Below are 19,441 nucleotides of genomic sequence, written 5' to 3' on the forward strand. Positions count from 1 at the left end.
GAGCGTCGTCAAGGAGGTTACCAACAGCAACGGCCGTATCATCCTGTTCATAGATGAGATCCACACGCTGGTTGGTGCCGGAGGAGGCGAAGGCGCTATGGATGCCGCCAACATTCTGAAACCTGCGCTTGCGCGTGGCGAGCTGCGCAGCATAGGTGCAACGACACTTAACGAATATCAGAAGTATTTTGAGAAGGACAAGGCTCTTGAAAGGAGATTCCAGACCGTCATGGTTGACGAGCCTGACGAGCTTAGCGCAATAAGCATACTGCGTGGTCTGAAGGAGCGCTACGAGAATCACCATAAGGTGCGTATTCAGGATGATGCCTGCATAGCAGCCGTAAAACTGTCGGAGCGTTACATCAGCGACCGTTTCTTGCCTGATAAGGCCATCGACCTTATGGACGAGGCTGCAGCTAAGCTGAGAATGGAGCGCGACTCTGTACCTGAGGAACTCGACGAGATTACGCGTAAGCTGAAACAGCTCGAGATTGAGCGCGAGGCCATCAAGCGTGAGAACGACCAGCCTAAGATTGAACAGCTCGACAAAGAGATTGCCGAACTGAAAGATCAGGAAAAGGTGTTCCGCGCCAAATGGGAAGGCGAGAAGGCTCTCGTCAACAAGATTCAGCAGGACAAGCAGCAGATAGAGCAGCTGAAGTTTGAGGCTGAGCGCGCCGAGCGTGAAGGCAACTATGAGCGTGTGGCAGAGATACGCTACAGCAGTCTGAAACAGCTTGAAGACGACATCAAGAACATTCAGGATCAGCTGCGCAACACGCAGGGCGGCGAGGCAATGGTGCGCGAGGAAGTTACTGCCGACGATATAGCTGAGGTGGTAAGCCGCTGGACGGGAATACCCGTAACGCGAATGATGCAGAGCGAGCGCGAGAAGCTGCTGCACCTTGAGGAGGAACTGCACAAACGTGTTATAGGCCAGGAAGAGGCAATAACGGCAGTGAGCGACGCTGTTCGCCGCAGCCGTGCCGGACTGCAAGACCCGAAGCGTCCGATAGCTTCGTTCATCTTCCTCGGTACTACCGGTGTAGGTAAGACTGAGCTTGCAAAGGCCTTGGCCGAATATCTGTTCAACGATGAGACCATGATGACGCGAATAGACATGAGCGAATATCAGGAAAAGTTCAGCGTCAGCCGTCTTATCGGAGCGCCTCCGGGATACGTTGGCTACGACGAGGGCGGACAGCTCACCGAGGCAGTAAGGCGCAAACCTTATTCGGTTGTGCTCTTCGACGAGATTGAGAAGGCCCACCCGGATGTGTTCAACATCCTGCTTCAGGTGCTCGACGACGGCCGTCTGACCGACAACAAGGGACGTACCGTAAACTTCAAGAACACTATCATCATCATGACTTCTAACCTTGGAAGCCAGCTGATACGTGAAGACTTGGAGAAACACGGTGGAAAACTCGACAGCCATGAGCAGTCGATGCTCAACAACCAGCTGATGACGCTGCTGAAGAAGACCATACGTCCTGAGTTCCTCAACCGTATCGACGACATAATAATGTTCCTGCCGCTGACTAAGGAGCAGATTGCAGGAGTGGTTAAGTTGCAGATGAACGCCATCAGGAAGATGCTTGAACCGCAGGGTTTCACTCTCGAATACACCGACGCAGCCATCAACTGGCTTGCCGACGCAGGCTTCGACCCTGAGTTCGGTGCCCGTCCTGTAAAGAGAGCCATACAGGAGTATGTGCTCAACGACCTCTCAAAGAAACTTCTTGCTGAGGAGGTTAGCCGCGAAAAACCGATAATAATCGACGCCAACGGCGCAGGACTGGTGTTCAGAAACTAAGGATAAATATGCATAATCGAACATTTCTTAAAAGAAGGGACGGATAAGTAATTTTATCCGCCCCTTTTCTTTTATAATTATCAACATAACTATCAATAACGCAGGGAGGCACCCCAGGTGTGTCCAACATCCAATTTATATGAAAGCGACAATACCATTATGTGAACGTACCTGGGCTACATTCCTACATTTTTATCAATGTTACACAAGATTAAAGGCATCTATTTTTGCGCCAAAAAGCAAAAAACAGAAACATTAGCTCCATGCAATGCAACACTTTGAAACAGAATAAAGACATTAACGGCAATAATGTAAAATTAAATTTGTAACTTTGCAGAAACGTAACATCAGCAGTGCCTTACATAACATTTAAGCCACTCTGATGAGAAATACAATTAAATAATATGCCTGACAAGATATAGGGAAACAAAACGGAAAAAGACAAATACCATGAAAAAACTATTTATATCGCTGACCATAATGCTTGCCGCCACACTGGCCTATGCACAAGAGACATTCAAGAATCCTGTTGTGTGGGCAGATATGCCCGACCCTGACGTGATACGCACCGGCGACGACTTCTGGCTCGTAACAACCACAATGCACCTTATGCCGGGCGCACCGATAATGCACTCTAAAGATTTGGTAAACTGGGAGACCGTGAGTTATCTATTCGACAGGCTCGACGAAACGCCAAAATACAACATGCAGGGCGGCACAGTGTACGGACGCGGACAATGGGCCACGTCGATAAGATACCACAACGGCACATTCTATGCCCTGTTCTCGCCCAACGACGAGCCGTTCCGCTCATTTGTCTACACAACGAAAGACCCGCGCAAGGGATGGACGCTGCACTCTCGCCTGCCCCACTTTCACGACGCGTCGCTGTTCTTCGACGACGACGGGCGCGTGTATGTGTTCAGCGGAACAGGCAAACTGACCGAACTCAACGCCGACCTTACGGCCAAGAAGGATGGCGGCGTGGACATCACGCTCAACGTGCGCGACGAAGAGGAGAACAATCTGCTCGAAGGCAGTCGCGTGATAAAGCACGACGGACACTATTATCTGCTCATGATTTCATGGCCGAAGGACAAGCCGCGCCGACAGCTGTGCTACCGTGCCGACAAGATAACCGGACCTTATGAGAAGAAGGTGATACTTGAAGACAACTTTGCCGGCTTCCCCTATGCCGGACAGGGCACCATCGTTGACGACGGACACGGCAACTGGTATGGCTTCATCTTCCAGGACCGCGGAGCCGTAGGCCGCGTGCCGCTGCTCATGCCGTGCCGCTGGACCGACGGATGGCCTATGCTCGGCAACGTGAACGGCAAGGTGCCTTTCGTGATGAACAAGCCTGTGCAGGGCTTTAAAAACATTGACATGGTGGTGAGCGACGACTTCAACGGCGACACGCTCGACCTGAAACACTGGCAATGGAACCATAATCCGGCCAATGATTTTTGGAAGTTATCCGACGGACGCCTGCGTTTGACCACATGTAGAGTGGTCGACAATCTGTATATGGCACCCAACACGCTGACACAGCGCATGGAAGGGCCTAAATGCAGCGCTTATATAGAGATTGACTTCAGCGGCATGAGAGACGGCGACCGCGCCGGACTTGCCGCATTCAACGGCCACTCGGGCATAATGGCAATAGAGAAGGACAACAGCAAGACATGGCTGACCGTAACGCAGACTCAGGTGAACCTTACAGAGAAGGAACATCTCGTGAGCAGTGTTGACACGCAGGAGAAGGCACGCATAAGCATAACAGGCAACAGGATCTTCCTGCGCATCGACGGCGACTTCAACCTCGGACGCGACATAGCCACATTCTATTACAGCACCGACGGTAAGAAATGGACGGCTATTGGCGGAGAATTTAAGATGAAATTCGACTACCGCCGCCTGTTCATGGGCACAAGATATGCCCTGTTTAACTATGCCACGAAACAGCCGGGAGGACACGTAGACATAGAAAAATTTGTATATAAGAAAGAAGAAAAATAAGACATAAGCCCATAATGACAACAAGGATTGCCATAATAGGCGGCGGTGCGGCGGGATGCTTTGCCGCAATATGCCTGAAAGAGCGCATGCCCGAAGCATGCGTAACCGTATATGAGAGCGGAAACAAGCTGCTGGCAAAGGTGGCCGTAACTGGCGGCGGACGCTGCAACCTGACCAACTCGTTCAGGGATGTGAGGAGCATCGAGGCTGTTTATCCGCGCGGATCACGACTGATGAAGCGTCTGCTGCGCGAGTTTAGTAATGTTGACGCCTTCAGATGGTTTGAGAGCAATGGGGTAAGACTCGTAACGCAAGACGACCAGTGCGTGTTTCCTGTATCGCAAGACGCCATGGAAATTGTCGGCACACTAACACGGCTGATGCACCATAGAGGCGTAAAGATAAAGACACGACACAGGGTAAGCAAGATTGAACACATCTCCGAGAATGAAATAAACAACAATGACGGCTGCCGTTTCAGCATAAGTTTCAGCGGAAGCAACGCGCCGGAAGAACATGCCGACATCGTGTTGGTAACGACAGGAGGCAGCCCGAAGACAAGTGGACTTGATTTTCTGCGAGGCCTCAACCTCGACATCGTGCAGCCTGTACCGTCGCTGTTCAGCGTATGTCTGCCGAAAAACAATGTCACCAAACTGATGGGCACCGTCGTAAACGACGTTACCGCAGGCCTCACCGGCACCAAGCTGAGAGCTACCGGACCGCTGCTGATTACCCATTGGGGCATGAGCGGACCTGCCATTCTGCGCCTTTCTTCATACGCTGCACGCATTCTGCATGATGCCGAATACAAGGCGGAGCTGTGGATAAACTGGTTTGGCGACATGAATGAGCCGGAGGTGGCTGACATGATAAACGAGATGGCTGCAGAAAACAAGCAGAAACAGATTTCGAACATATACCCTGCACACCTAAACAGCCGCCTTTGGGAGCATCTGCTGACACAGAGCGGACTGAAACCTGAAATGAGATGGGCCGAACTGGGCAGCAAGGGCCGCAACCGCCTTGTGGCCACACTGACAAACGACAGATACAGAATAGACGGCAAGAACAAGTTTAAGGAAGAGTTTGTTACCTGTGGCGGCGTTGCCCTGGGCAACATCAGCGCAAAGACTCTTGAATGCAAAAGCCACGAAGGACTATATTTTGCAGGCGAAGTGCTCGACGTTGACGCCGTAACAGGAGGTTTCAACCTTCAGGCGGCATGGACAATGGGATATGTTGCGGCAAAGTCTGTTGCAGAAAAATACGGGACACTATAGTTTCAGCCAGATAAATGCAGGCTGGATAAAAAACAAAATAAAGGAACACCAGGCGCCTGGTGTTCCTTTATTATTATGATACTTTTCTAATTAAAGCACCTTCTTGTACAGTTCAACGATCTGCTCCTCCGTAACGTCACGCGGGTTACCCGGAGTACATACGTCGGCAATGGCCTGAGCGGCGAGGGCGGGAATGTCGCTCTCCTTAATGCCAAGATCAGACAGATGCTGAGGTATGCCCACACGGATGGCCAATGCCTTGACAGCATCGCATGCAGCCTGTGCAGCCTTCTCGGCAGTCATGCCCGTAGTGTCAACACCCATTGTACGTGCAATGACACCATATTTCTCTATGCAGCAAGGCATGTTGAACTCCATGATTGTGGGCAGAAGCAGTGCGTTGGCAACTCCGTGAGGAACATCAAAGAGCGAGCCCATCGGGTGAGCCATGCCGTGAACAAGGCCAAGACCTACGTTAGAGAATGCCTGAGCGGCGATATACTGAGCCAGAGCCATGCCCTCACGTCCTACAGGATTCTGCGGTTCCTCAACGGCAACAGGCAGATTCTCGGCTATCATCTTTATGGCCTGCAGCTCATACATGTCAGACATAACCCATGCGCCCTTTGTGATATATCCCTCAATGGCATGTGTCAGAGCATCCATACCCGTTGCGGCGGTGAGTCCCTTCGGCAAAGAATACATCAGTTCGGGGTCAACAATGGCAACGGCAGGAATGTCGTTGGGGTCTACACAGACCATCTTTTTCTGATTTTCTTCGTCAATAATAACATAGTTGATGGTAACCTCGGCACCTGTACCTGCTGTTGTAGGCAGCGCGATGATTGGCACCGACTTGTTCTTTGTAGGTGCACATCCCTCGAGCGAAACAACATCGGCAAACTCAGGATTGGCAACAACGATGCCTATACCCTTGGCTGTGTCCATAGACGAGCCTCCGCCGATGGCGATGATGCAGTCGGCACCAGACGCCTTGAATGCGTCAACGCCCTGCTTAACGTTAGTAACCGTAGGGTTGGGCTTTATCTCGCTGTATATGTCGTATGCAAATCCGGCCTCATCAAGAACGTCGGTAACCATCTTTGCTGTACCAACTTTCAACAGTCCTTTATCTGTTGCAACTAATGCCTTGTGAAGATTAAGACGCGCCAATACTTCCGGCAACTGCTTGCGTGCACCGGCTCCGAAGTAAGAAACTTCGTTGAGAATAAATCTGTTAATCATGTTTTTTAATAAAAAGAATATTGGTTAGTAATTAATAATCTCATTTGCAAAGTTACGAAATTTATTTTATTATTGCGTGTGATAATACATTTATAACTTTACATGGGTAATTTTCACAACCTTTCACAAGACTAAGATTATAAAATTTCTTGCCACTTATTATTAAGGTTGCCGGATGTCAAAACAGTCTAAGAACATAACTTCCTTAGACTTTGATATTTTTTTTAAGACAACAATCACAACGTATTATCCAGACGGCGCCATTACGCCTCTGGATATGAAAAGAAAACAAATACTATCAGCAAGCCATAAACGTCTACAAATACAATGACACCCAATCATTCAATTATTTCAATAATTTTCTCTCGCCATTATCACCACTTTCCAATATACTCATCTGATGAATGGCTATTTGGTTAAGTTTTATAAGCCGTTCGCTTTGAGAAATGCCTTGTTCTATAAACACAGCATTCAGATTCTCCATATTAGACAGGCAGATAAGCTCATTGACGGTAGCATAATCACGAATATTACCATTCAAATCAGGATTGGCTTCTCTCCATTGTTTTGCTGTAATTCCAAACATAGCCACATTCAATACGTCTGCCTCATTTGCGTAAATAACATTTGCTTGTTTCTGAGTAACTTCATTTGGAATAAGATTATGCTTGATAGCATCTGTATGTATACGGTAATTGATTTTTGACAGTTCACGTTTAGCCGACCAGCCCAACTGACGAAGTTCGTCGGTCTTCAGACGCTGAAACTCTTCAATCAAATATAACTTGAATGTAACACTTATAGCAGAGCCAAACTCAAAAGCAATATCTTTATGCGCATACGTACCACCATAACGTCCCTTTTTAACAAAAATACCGATGGCATCGGTACGTTCTATCCATTCAGAAGCACTAAGTACAAAAGACGGCAGACCTGCATTTCGCCTAAAGTGGTCAAATTCGACCACTTTAAAATTTGGGTTATGGATAATTTCCCACGTTCCAAGAAATTCTATTGTATAACGATTTCTTATCCAATTCTTAATGACATCAGCCGACCTGCTGTCGCCTTCTTTTGCTGAAGCCATGTCTGTAAGGGATATATAATCTTGGTCTTCCCTGTGAAAAACATTTATTTGTGTGTTTTGAACCGTTATTTTTACCATTATAATCAATGTTTTTGAGTTTCCTCACAAAGATAACGATAATTTATGAAAACATAGCAGCCGGAACAATTTTTCAATATCATTCTTTGATTACTATGATTGTATTCTGTGAACATGTTTCTACCTTATAAGCTGTAATTAACCACTTGAAAACATAAAAAATGCCTGCCTCGGACAATGTCTGGGCAGGCACAGAGAGCCGCACGGCGGCGGATTTAATAACTCTTATTTAGTAACGATGATGCCTCCTAAAGGCTGCATGGTAACTTTGAGCATGCCTTTAGAGTCAACCTTCACGGTTTTAAGCGCAGACGAAGCTATGGCCTCGCCCTTTTTCTTCTTGTTGTCGGCATAAAGTTTCACCTTCTGCCCGGCAAACATGGGCAGACAGATGGTCAAGGTCATCGGCTTGCCGGTGCCGTTGAGTCCGCCTACATACCAGTCGTTGCCGTGGCGGCGGGCCATAACAACATATTTTGTCGGATATCCGTCGATAAAGCGTGTCTCGTCCCATGCAGCAGGCACGGTCTTCAGAAAGTCTTTCTCAAACTGCGGCAGACTGCCGATATTGTCGGGCTGAACGGCTATACACTGCACGCTTGCCTGATTGGTTATGGCCGTAGCCATCTCAAACACGTCGGTCGTGCGGCGATAGTTGCCGCTGTCGGTGCCGCGCCCCATGCGTTGCTTCATTATCACTCCGCCCCAGTCCATGCTTCCAATGGCGTTGCGTGAGAAGGGGTGCATGGTGAGCTCGAAGCCTTCGAGGTCGCAGTGTCTCTGCGAGAAATATACATTCTCTGATGCGAGCACGGCCTCGCTGCCCACATAATTGGGATACATGCGCTCCCAGCCGCGCGGAATGGTGCATCCGTGGAATATCACCTGCAGCCCGTAGCGGTTGGCATCGCTCAGTATGTCTTCATAAAGGCGCATCGTCTCCTGCTTGTCGCCGCCGAAGAAGTCTACCTTTATGCCTTTCACGCCAATGCTCTTCAGCCATTTCATCTCGCGCTCGCGTGCCACAGCCGTATTCATACAGTGGCGCGGCGACTGCGGAGCGTCGTTGGCAAAGCCGTTGGAGTTATACCAAAGCAGCAGACTAACGCCCTTTGACTGCGCGTAGCGGCTCAGCTCTGCCATGCGGTCGCGCCCTATGTTTACGTCCCATGCGGCATCAACAAGCGTATACTCGTAGCCCATCTCGGCAGCGAGATCGATGAAAGCCACCTGGTCGTCGTAGTTGATCGAGTTGTCCTGCCACAGCAGCCAGCTCCAAGTGTAGCGGCCGGGCTTATAGTCGGTTGAAGCCTCATACTTCGGTTCAACCACATCAAAGGGCACCGTTGTCTCAACAATAGGCTTCAGCGTCCTGCCAACGGTAACGGTGCGCCACGGCGTTGAGCCAGGCACGGGAATGGCGGCAAACTCGCTCCCGAATCCGTTGTTCTCGCCCTTGTCTGGAAAAGCCACCGTGTAGCCACGGCCCTCGGCATAGTCGCTGAGATGTGAGCCGCAGTAGCCGGCGTCAACACCGGTCTCGCTCACCAGCGCCCATCCGTCGTTGCCGATGCGGAACAGGCACGGAAAGGTGTATCCACGGCCAAAAGCCGACTTCACGTTCATTGGTACGTCTGCCGTATAGTCTTCCTCATAGCTCGGCTTTGTGCGCATCCATCCGGTCATGGGACCTATCTGCGGACACAGAAACGTGGTGGTGTTTTCGGGGAAATTAAAGCTGCTCGCCTCACTGTATACCACGGCGCAGCGGCAGTCGCTGCTCTCTATAGGCAACAGGGTGTAGCGATATGCAAGGTCGTTGTCCGACACACAGAACGTAACCTTTATCTTCTTGCCGTCTTCTTTTCTGAAAACCACGTCGAGCCTGTTGGCCACATAATGCACAGCCGTTGTCTTTGTCCTCGTTATATCATACTTCTTGTCTATCTTGCTTTCTTCAGAATCTACGATTGTCAGCCCCGAAGTGAAGTCGGCAACATCAGTTTTCAGTCCGAGGGCCGACCTGCCGAGCATGGCCGTACCGTCGTAATTCACCTCATACTCAGGCTTTCCGCCGTCATCAGATATGCTGACAACGAGTTTGCCGTCGGGCGACTTCACATCCACCTTGGCTGCATCTGCGCCCAAGGAAGCCAATAAGACGAATGATAAAATAAACAGGTTTTTCATTTTTCTCTATATTTTTTATTCTCAGTTTCAATCATATTAAGCCACATTCAGATTCACCCCTGCCCCTATGTCCTCAGCAGCAAGCCTATAACACAAGGCCAGAGGGTCTGCTGCCACGCTGCACTACAGAAGCGGAACGGCAGACAAGACACCACAAAATTACAAAAATATTTGCAAACGCGACAACACGTAATCGACATAATTTATACAGATAAAAAACATTGCCTCGCTGCCGGAAGCCCCGGCTGTGTCTACCCCATGCAGCACCCACCATCTCCCTGTCTGCAAAAGGTGGCAAATCAGCGTCTGAAAGCATACCTTTTGCATGCCAAAAGGACACATATCGCAACGTAAAAGGTATGCTTTTGCAGAGGCATAAAAACATAGCCCAAATATGACTATCAAACCGCATGCGTCTTAATTCTGCACGCACGCAGACGCTGTCAACCGGCAACAGGAAACAACAATGAGGAAAAATATTAATAACTATTTTGGATAAAAAGATTTTTCAACAGACTCATCACTCATCACATCGGCATATAAGACACTGTATTTCAACACTTTATAGCGTGACGAGTTGCATTTTCAACTCGTCACAGTCTCCCATTACGGGCTGATTTTGGCGTAAATTATACTTGAATTATATGAAAAACCGGCCGAAAAACATGCTGCATGATGAGCCGTGATGAGTTAAAAATGCAACTCATCACACCATAAAAAGCTGACTGTCAGGATATTAACATCACTTGTGACGAGTGATGAGTTTTTACAAAAAAACTTTTATTGCCATAGCGTCAAGACTGACCGTAATTAATGTCGCACGGCTATACCGAAACGGAAAGAATCACAAAGGGGCATAAACGAAAAAATGCCCCGATACCACATCGGAGCAAATTCTTTCTGTTTGAATGTCTTAGTCTTTAGTATTAATGTAGCATGTAATTCTGAAAATCTTTATTATCGTGAGCAAAGGTAGACAAAAAAATTGACACAAATCAAAAATATATGTAGTTTAGTCAAAAAAACTACGTAAACGTTTACGGAATATGATTATATTTTATAACTTTTTAGACGAAAATAAAAACAATTTGTCAGCACCGCTAAACAGCCCGTAACGTTAAGCAAGAGTTAAGAGTTTCGTTTTATTTTGTATTTCAACATAAAAAATGTAACTTTGTATTTATTATGTATCAAAGATTGAAATCAACTGATGAAAGAATTTGTAATCTCTGAAGTAAAAGCCGAAACGGCCATACTGGTAGGACTGATAACCCAGGAACAGAACGAAGCCAAGACAAAAGAGTATCTCGACGAACTGGAGTTTCTGGCAGATACAGCAGGCGCCGTAACCGTAAAGCGGTTTACGCAGAAAGTGGGCGGCCCTAACCAGACCACGTATGTAGGCAAAGGAAAACTTGAAGAAATAAAACAATATATAAAGGATGAGGAAGACGCCGAACGCGAAATCGGAATGGTGATATTCGACGATGAGCTGTCGGCCAAGCAGATACGCAACATCGAAAACGAACTTAAGGTGAAGATTCTTGACCGCACTTCGCTCATTCTCGACATATTTGCCATGCGCGCACAGACAGCCAACGCCAAGACGCAGGTGGAGCTGGCGCAATACAGATACATGCTGCCGCGACTGCAGCGACTGTGGACTCACCTTGAGCGCCAGGGAGGCGGAAGCGGCTCGGGCGGCGGAAAAGGTTCTGTGGGACTGCGCGGACCGGGTGAGACTCAGCTCGAGATGGACCGCCGAATAATCCTTCAGCGCATGTCGCTGCTGAAGCAGAGGCTGGCCGAAATAGACAAGCAGAAGACCACACAGCGCAAGAACAGGGGCAGGCTTATACGCGTGGCTCTCGTGGGATATACCAACGTGGGCAAGTCGACCACGATGAACCTTCTGGCCAAGAGCGACGTGTTTGCCGAGAACAAGCTGTTCGCAACGCTCGACACCACGGTGCGCAAGGTGGTCATTGAGAATCTGCCGTTCCTGCTCGCCGACACAGTGGGATTCATACGCAAGCTGCCTACCGACCTTGTAGACTCGTTCAAGAGCACGCTCGACGAGGTGCGCGAGGCCGACCTGCTGCTGCATGTGGTAGACATATCACACCCCGACTTTGAGGAGCAGATAAAGGTTGTAGACAACACGCTGAAGGATCTCGGATGCGCCGACAAGCCGTCGATGATAATCTTCAACAAGATAGACTCATACACATGGGTGGAGAAAGACCCAGACGACCTCACTCCGGCAACGAAGGAGAACGTTACGCTCGACGAACTGAAGAAGACGTGGATGGCAAAACTTAACGACAGCTGTCTGTTTATCTCGGCAAAGAACAAGACTAACATTGACGAGCTGAGAGAGACGCTATATAATAAGGTGCGCGAACTGCACGTACAGAAGTATCCCTACAACGATTTTCTGTATCCAATCGAATAAAAGACTTTACGCCATAGACGGATACTGACTCCTGACCAACGAAGAGATTGACATTCTCGAGGAGAAAGGATGTACGGCTGAAGTTCAGCAAACAGAAAATCAAAAAGTCATATTATTATATGATATGAAATAAAAGAAGGACTTTTATAATAAATGTTAATTGCAGTTTATAATATCCACATCAATACGTTATAACAGTAAACAAAGCAAAATATGGAGCAGACCGGGTTCGAACAAATAGCAAAATCAACAAGAGCAAAAGCTGTGGCAACAGCCCGCGCTCTCTCCATGAGTATTGACGAAACTGAAGATATTGCTCAGAATGTAATACTAACGCTCGACGGACTGAAAAAGACGTGGATGGCCAAGCTGAACGACAACTGCCTGTTTATCTCGGCAAAAAACAAGATTAACATTGAAGAACTGGGAGACACTCTGCATAAGACAGTGCGCGAACTGCACGTACTGAAGTGTCCCTACAATGATTTAATCGAATAAAACTTTATGCTATGGACGAATACAGACTTCTGACCAACGAAGAGATTAACATTCTTGAAGAGAACGGATGTACGGCTGAAGACTGGACAAACATTAATGTGGCCGACGACTTTCAGCCTACTTACATAAAGAACGTCAACTTCTATGGCGAAATCTTTATGGGTGTATTCGAAAAGAACATTGAGGTGTCTAACGGATTTGTCAGGCACTCAGGTATAAGAAACGCCACGCTGCGCAACGTGAGCATTGGCGACAACTGCCTGATAGAGAATATCGGCAACTATATAAACAACTACGCCATAGGCGAAGAATGCTGCATCTGCAACGTGTGCACCATGGAGACAACGGCCGAAGCCACCTACGGCGAAGGCAACACCATATCCGTGCTTAACGAGGCCGGAAACGGCAACGTCATACTGTTCAGCGGACTGACGAGCAACCTGGCGGCGCTGATGATACGCAACGCAGCCGACAAGGAGTTTACGGCGGCAATAAGGGGCATCGTGAGAGACGACATTGAGCGCAGGGCGAGAGAGAAAAGTACTGTGGGCAACAACGTGAAAATAGTGAACACGGCCGAGATAACCAACACGCACATCAGCGACAACTGCGAGATTAACGGGGCAAGCCGCATAAGCGACTGCACCCTGGCATCGGGTCTCGAGGACAACGTGTTCATTGGTTCGGGCGTTATATGCGAAAACTCTATCGTCACCGACGGCTCTGCCGTACTCAACGGCGCCAACATAACCAACTGCTTTGTGGGCGAGGCATGCCAGATAACAAACGGATTTACGGCCGAAAGCAGCCTGTTTTTCGCCAACTGCTACATGAGCAACGGCGAGGCGTGCGCCGCCTTCTGCGGTCCGTTCTCGGCAAGCCATCACAAGAGCACGCTGCTCATAGGCTGCATGCTCTCGTTCTATAACGCAGGCTCTGCCACCAACTTCAGCAACCATGCCTACAAGATGGGGCCTATACACTACGGATGCCTTGAACGCGGAACAAAGACGGCAAGTGGCTCTCATCTGCTGCTGCCGGCCAATATTGGCGCCTTCTCGGTGTGCCTGGGCAAGATAACCAACCATCCCGACACGAGGAGCCTGCCGTTCTCGTATATCATATCAGACGGAAGGGAGACCTTCGTCGTGCCCGGAATAAACATCACCACCGTAGGCCTATACCGCGACATACGCAAGTGGCCGCGGCGCGACGTGAGAATACAGAGCAGCCGCAAGAGCCTGATAAACCACGACTGGCTGAGTCCGCTGACCATAAACGAGATTATGGCGGGCAAGAAGACTCTTGAACAGATGCGTGAGTCTCAAGGTGAAGACACGGCCTTCTATACCTGCGGAGGATGCAAGATAAGCCGCAACTCGCTCGAACGCGGCATCCGGCTCTACGACATGGCAATAAAGCTGTTTGCCGGCGACGTCGCAGCGGGATACGACCTTACGGCTGAAGGACGCGACTGCGGCACGGGCGAATGGGGCGACCTGGCTGGCATGCTGCTGCCCGAACAGGAAGAGCGCAACATAGTGAACGCCATAAGCAACGGCTATCTGCGCAGCACTGCCGACATAGACATGTTCATGAAAAACGTAAACGAGCGCTACGGCGAATATCTCATAACATTCACACGCAACATCATTGCATCACAACTCGGCACCGACGACCTTACCGAAAGCGGTATAGAGCAGATTATACAGCAAGGAAGGGCTGCCAAGGAGGCATGGATAAGCGAGATACGCAAAGACGCCGAAAAGGAATACAGCATGGGCGACGTGGAGCATGCCGTGCTCGAAAAGTTTATCACGCAGCTTGAAGAAGAATAACGGAGAAGGCGCGGACAATAACGGAAGAAAAAATCTAATAAAGGAAAAACTGAATTATAACAACAGCAATGAAAAATTTTAAGGTATTCATTTATGTATTTCTTCTCATGTGCGGACTATCGGCCGCAGCCAAGGAATACAAGTATCAAACCGTCAAGGGCGATTTGATGAACACAAGGATTTACACCCTCGACAATGGTCTGACGGTGTATCTGTCAGTAAACAACGAGAAGCCGCGTATACAGACGTATATCGCCGTGCGTACCGGAAGCCGCAACGACCCGCCTGAGACGACAGGTCTGGCCCACTATCTTGAGCACATCATGTTCAAGGGTACACGCAACTTCGGTACCATCGACGCTGCTAAAGAGGCCGTGCTGCTCGACTCTATACAGAACCGCTTTGAGGTTTACCGCACTCTGAAAGACTCTCTTCAGCGCCGCGCCTACTATCAGCAGATTGACAGTCTGTCGCAGCTTGCAGCCAAATACTTCATCCCCAACGAGTATGACAAGCTGATGTCGTCTATCGGTGCTGAGGGAACCAACGCCTATACGAGCAACGACGTTACATGCTACGTTGAGGACATACCTGCCAACGAGCTTGAAAACTGGGCTAAGATAGAGTCTGACCGTTTCCAGAACATGGTAATACGCGGATTCCACACCGAGCTTGAAGCCGTATACGAGGAATACAACATCAGCCTCGGAAACGACAACCGCAAGCTGTTTGCAGCCTTAAACGCCATGCTCTTCCCCGGACATCCCTACGGCACACAGACCACTATCGGTACACAGGAGCACCTGAAGAATCCGTCGATAGTAAACATCAAGAATTACTTCAGCCGCTATTATGTGCCAAACAACACGGCTATCTGCATGGCCGGCGACTTCGATCCGGACAAGGCCATAGCCATAATCGACAAGTATTTCGGCACATGGAAGCCCAACCCCAACCTCTCACAGCCCGAATATGCGCCTATACCAGAACGCACTGCACCGGCCGACACAACCGTAGTAGGCCAGGAGTCTGAGCGCATATACATGGCATGGAGATTCGACAAGGCTGCATCTTTCCAGAACGACACTCTCGACGTTATCTGCGACATGATGTCTAACGGCAAGGCCGGACTGATGGACCTCGACCTCGACCAGCAGATGAAATGGCTCGGCGGCGGTGCTTTCACTTATCCGCTGGCTGAATATTCTGGATTCGTAATGGCAGGATTCCCCAAGGAGGGTCAGTCGCTCGACGACGTCAAGGGTCTGCTCCTGGGTGAGATTGAGAAGATAAAGAAGGGCGAGTTCAGCGAGAACCTGCTGAAGGCCGTCATCAACAACAAGAAACTGCAGTTCTATAACACTCTTGAAAGCAACGAGGGACGTGCCAATATGTATGTAGACGCCTTCATCAACCGCCAGAAATGGAGCGACGTGGTAGGCAGACTCGACAGAATTTCAAAAATAACAAAGCAGCAGATTGTAGACTTTGCAAACAAATACTTCAAAGATAATTACATCGCCGTTTACAAACGTATAGGCGAAGACACATCTATCAAGAAGATCGACAAGCCGCATATCACCGCGATACCTACCAACCGCGACCTGCAGAGCGCATTTGTTACAGAGATCGTAAACTCTAAGACAGAGCCCATACAGCCTAAATTTGTTGACTTCAACAAGGATCTTACAAAGGGCGAGACTAAGAAAGGCCTGCCAGTGCTCTACGTAAAGAACACCGAGAATGGCCGCTTCATGCTGAACTATTACTACAAATTCGGCGAGACAAGCAACAAGTGGCTGCCTTACGCTACTGAATACTTCAACTATCTCGGCACAGACAAGATGACAGCCGAGCAGCTGAAACAGAAGTTCTACGAGCTGGCTTGCTCTTACAGCATCAACGTAGGCTCAAGAACCCTGCAGGTAAGCATCAGCGGTCTGGCAGAGAATATGACCGAAGCCATGACACTCATGGAAGACTTCATTGCCAACGCGAAGGTTGACAAGGATGCTTATGACAAATATGTAGGCATTGTTGAAAAGTCGCGCGCCGACAATAAACTCGACCAGAGAGTGAACTTCAACAGACTGCAGCAGTACGGAATGTACGGTCCTTACAATGGTGCACGCAACATGCCGTCGTCAACAGAACTGAAGGAGATGGATCCGCAGAAACTTGTAGACATGATAAAAGACCTGAAGAACTACAAGCACAGCATTCTGTACTATGGCCCGATGGACATGAAGACTCTTACTGCCACAATCAACAAGAAGCACAAGACAGCCAAAAAGCTTGCCGACGTGCCGCAGAACAAGCCTTATAAGCTGCAGCAGACTGCTCAGAACGAAGTGCTCATCGCTCCTTATGACGCAAAGAACATATACATGATTCAGTATCACAATGAGGGCAATACATGGAACGCAGAGCAGGAGCCGATAGCAGCACTGTTCAACGAATATTACGGAGGAGGCATGAACACCGTTGTGTTCCAGGAACTGCGCGAGGCACGCGGCCTTGCATACAGCGCTTTCGCAATGTACGGCACACCAAGCTACAAGGACGACACTGAATTTGCCTATACATACATCATCTCACAGAACGACAAGATGATGGACTGCATCAACACGTTCAACAGCATCTTGGACACCATGCCGCAGTCTGAAAAGGCATTTGAGCTGTCAAAGCAGGCACTGATGAAGCGTCTTGCCACATCACGCACAACCAAGACCGGTATTCTCAACGCATACATCAACGCAGAAAACCTCGGCATCGACTACGACATCAACAAGAAGATTTATGAGGCTGTGCCCTCACTGACACTTGAGGATGTTGCTAAGTTTGAAAAAGAGAACATGGCAAACAAGCCTTACCGCTACATGATTCTCGGCGATGAGAAACAGCTCGACATGAAAGCTCTTGAGAAGATTGGTCCTGTTAAGAGACTTACAACTGAAGAAATCTTCGGATATTAATACACAACGCCGCCCGGGACACACGTTCCGGGCGGTTTTGTTTCATAATCAAACTGACTGTAAGATTACTTATTTGCATAAATCAAGAGCAACCGTCAACAGGCGGCTCATAAACCGACAAAAGGGCTCATAACGATACGCCCAAGACGGCAAAATTATATACATGATAAACAAACTTAGGATTAACAAAAAACGATGGGGCGCACTGCATAAACACAGCGCGCCCCATCGTTTTATCCGTAATATAAACATCACTTCTGCTCCCCGCCTCTGAGCAGTATGTAGCCAAGCACTCCGCCAAGTATCGAGGCGGCAAATATTCCGAGCTTTGCCTGAATGAGGAAAGTTTCGTCAACAAAGGCGAGAGTTGATATGAACATAGACATCGTGAAGCCTATCGAGGCAAGGAAGCCCACACCCACAAGGCGGCGCATGGTCATCGTGTCTGACGCCTTTGCTATCTTAAGGCGCGTCAGCAGCACCGTCGACAGCACAATGCCCACGGGCTTGCCTATCAGCAGACCGAGCATTACGCCCAGCGCAACGTTGTTGGCCATAACGGCGTCGAAGCTTATGCCCTCGAAAGATATGCCGGCGTTGGCAAGCGCGAATATCGGCATTATGACAAACGACACGAGCGGATGCATAGAATGCTCAAGACGCTGAAGCGGCGGAATGGCGTCGCGCGAGTCGCTCATCATGCGGTCTATTATCTCCACCTGCTCATGCTCGAGCGTAGACACATCGTTAGGCTTTGCCTCTCTGAACCGGTTGATAAGCTTTGAGGCGCGCGCCAGATACACAGGCTCTGATATGCGTGCGTCGGCCGGTATCATAAATGCCGCCAGCACGGCAGCGATAGTGGCGTGTATGCCCGACATGAGGAAGGCTATCCACACGCCGCCGATGCCCAGCACGCCATAGAATATAACATTCTTAACGCCCAGCTTGTTGGCAATGAACATGGCGAGAAGGAACACCACGCCGACAGCTATGCTCGCGAACGAAATCTCAGAAGTATAAAACAGCGCTATGACAAGCACCGCCCCGAGATCGTCGACAATGGCCAGTGTAGTAAGGAACACCTTAATAGACAGCGGCACCCTGCTGCCAAGCACATAAAGAATGGCCAACGAGAAGGCTATGTCCGTAGCCATCGGTATACCCCACCCGCTCGCCGTGTCGCCTCCGGCATTAAGAGAGAAATATATAAGGGCAGGCACTATCATGCCGAACACGGCCGCACCGATAGGCAATATGGTGTTGCGCACGTCGGCAAGTTCGCCGCCAATAAACTCGCGCTTCAGTTCCAAACCGACTACAAAGAAGAACATGGACATCAGTCCGTCGTTAATCCAGTGGTGAAGACTGTAATAAAGATAGTTGTCGCCGTTGAACACAAAGCCGAGCTTATGTTCAAAGAAATGAAAATAGCTGTCGCTCCAAGGAGAGTTTGCCAGCACAAGGGCAATAACAATACTGATGCCGAGCACTATTCCGCCCGACTTTTCCTGATTGATGAAATGCTGTAAAGGCATTATCAGTCTGTGGTTGATTGTGTCTTGATATTGTCTCATCATAACTAAAAAATGTTTATCTCTTCACGCTGCCGCGGCTATACGCTGCAGGACGCAAAAGAGGCTGTTATCCATGCGGGCAAAGTTACGGAAAAACATTGAAAAAATTTCCATAATAATAGAATGATTATTATTTTTTTGTAAATTTGCATCGGATTGAGAAAACTCTATCCAAGACATGTTAGAAAGAAGAAGCGTTATGCGCATCAAGTATTTGGAAACGTAGGAAATTTTCAAATTGCATACTCAGATGGCATAGTGGTTCTCACGCTATAGCGTGGGCTGTTATCACTACATCTGTATGCAAGGTTTCCTACGACCTCCGAATAAAGACGTAGCTGTGCAGTTCCACGCTTGAACCGAATAACATTCTATAT

Annotated in this window: 9 protein-coding genes and 3 pseudogenes; 8 read left to right on the plus strand and 4 right to left on the minus strand. The window is 48.8% G+C overall.

Annotated features, from left to right (window positions below; all coding sequences use genetic code 11):
- The 4 genes and pseudogenes from QVO66_RS03005 to QVO66_RS03015 all read left to right on the plus strand — a co-directional run.
- Positions 1 to 1,462 (plus strand): annotated as a pseudogene (locus tag QVO66_RS03005) (ATP-dependent Clp protease ATP-binding subunit); the annotation flags it as partial.
- 3 nt (positions 1,463 to 1,465) lie between these two features.
- Positions 1,466 to 1,816: pseudogene (locus QVO66_RS13710) on the plus strand (type VI secretion system ATPase TssH); the annotation flags it as partial.
- Positions 1,817 to 2,266: 450 nt separating this feature from the next.
- Positions 2,267 to 3,838, plus strand: a complete 1,572-nt coding sequence (locus tag QVO66_RS03010) for a glycoside hydrolase family 43 protein (protein WP_021853920.1) — start codon at positions 2,267 to 2,269, stop codon at positions 3,836 to 3,838.
- 14 nt (positions 3,839 to 3,852) lie between these two features.
- The gene (locus tag QVO66_RS03015; protein ID WP_021853921.1) at positions 3,853 to 5,121 is read left to right on the plus strand and encodes an aminoacetone oxidase family FAD-binding enzyme; all 1,269 of its coding nucleotides are present in this window, start codon (positions 3,853 to 3,855) and stop codon (positions 5,119 to 5,121) included.
- Between the two features lie 90 nt (positions 5,122 to 5,211).
- Here the strand turns inward: QVO66_RS03015 and fucO are convergent, their stop codons facing one another.
- From fucO to QVO66_RS03030, 3 genes are all read right to left on the minus strand, one after another.
- Positions 5,212 to 6,366: a lactaldehyde reductase gene (gene fucO, locus QVO66_RS03020; RefSeq protein WP_021853922.1), complete on the minus strand. Its 1,155-nt coding sequence runs from the start codon at positions 6,364 to 6,366 to the stop codon at positions 5,212 to 5,214.
- Between the two features lie 346 nt (positions 6,367 to 6,712).
- On the minus strand, positions 6,713 to 7,531 hold the full coding sequence (locus QVO66_RS03025; RefSeq protein ID WP_021853923.1) for a KilA-N domain-containing protein: 819 nt from the start codon (positions 7,529 to 7,531) through the stop codon (positions 6,713 to 6,715).
- 225 nt (positions 7,532 to 7,756) lie between these two features.
- Positions 7,757 to 9,721 (minus strand): glycoside hydrolase family 97 protein, encoded by a 1,965-nt coding sequence (locus tag QVO66_RS03030; RefSeq protein ID WP_021853924.1) that lies wholly within the window; start codon positions 9,719 to 9,721, stop codon positions 7,757 to 7,759.
- 1,210 nt (positions 9,722 to 10,931) lie between these two features.
- On the opposite strand from QVO66_RS03030, the gene hflX reads away from it, so the two are divergent.
- From hflX to QVO66_RS03050, 4 genes and pseudogenes are all read left to right on the plus strand, one after another.
- Positions 10,932 to 12,176 carry a GTPase HflX gene (gene hflX, locus QVO66_RS03035; protein WP_021853925.1) on the plus strand — a complete coding sequence of 415 codons (1,245 nt, stop codon included), beginning with the start codon at positions 10,932 to 10,934 and terminating at the stop codon, positions 12,174 to 12,176.
- Between the two features lie 330 nt (positions 12,177 to 12,506).
- Positions 12,507 to 12,674 (plus strand): annotated as a pseudogene (locus QVO66_RS03040) (GTPase HflX); the annotation flags it as partial.
- A gap of 11 nt (positions 12,675 to 12,685) precedes the next feature.
- On the plus strand, positions 12,686 to 14,512 hold the full coding sequence (locus tag QVO66_RS03045; RefSeq protein WP_021853927.1) for a DUF4954 family protein: 1,827 nt from the start codon (positions 12,686 to 12,688) through the stop codon (positions 14,510 to 14,512).
- A 68-nt stretch (positions 14,513 to 14,580) separates the two neighbouring features.
- A complete protein-coding gene (locus QVO66_RS03050; RefSeq protein WP_021853928.1) occupies positions 14,581 to 17,487 on the plus strand; it encodes a M16 family metallopeptidase in 2,907 nt (968 codons plus the stop codon).
- A gap of 251 nt (positions 17,488 to 17,738) precedes the next feature.
- Here QVO66_RS03050 and nhaA read toward each other — a convergent pair whose 3' ends face one another.
- On the minus strand, positions 17,739 to 19,067 hold the full coding sequence (gene nhaA / locus QVO66_RS03055; protein WP_021853929.1) for a Na+/H+ antiporter NhaA: 1,329 nt from the start codon (positions 19,065 to 19,067) through the stop codon (positions 17,739 to 17,741).
- Positions 19,068 to 19,441 lie beyond the last annotated feature (374 nt).

This window comes from Prevotella sp. CAG:255 (genome assembly GCF_000431195.1).
Classification (GTDB): Bacteria; Bacteroidota; Bacteroidia; order Bacteroidales; family Bacteroidaceae; genus Prevotella; species Prevotella rara.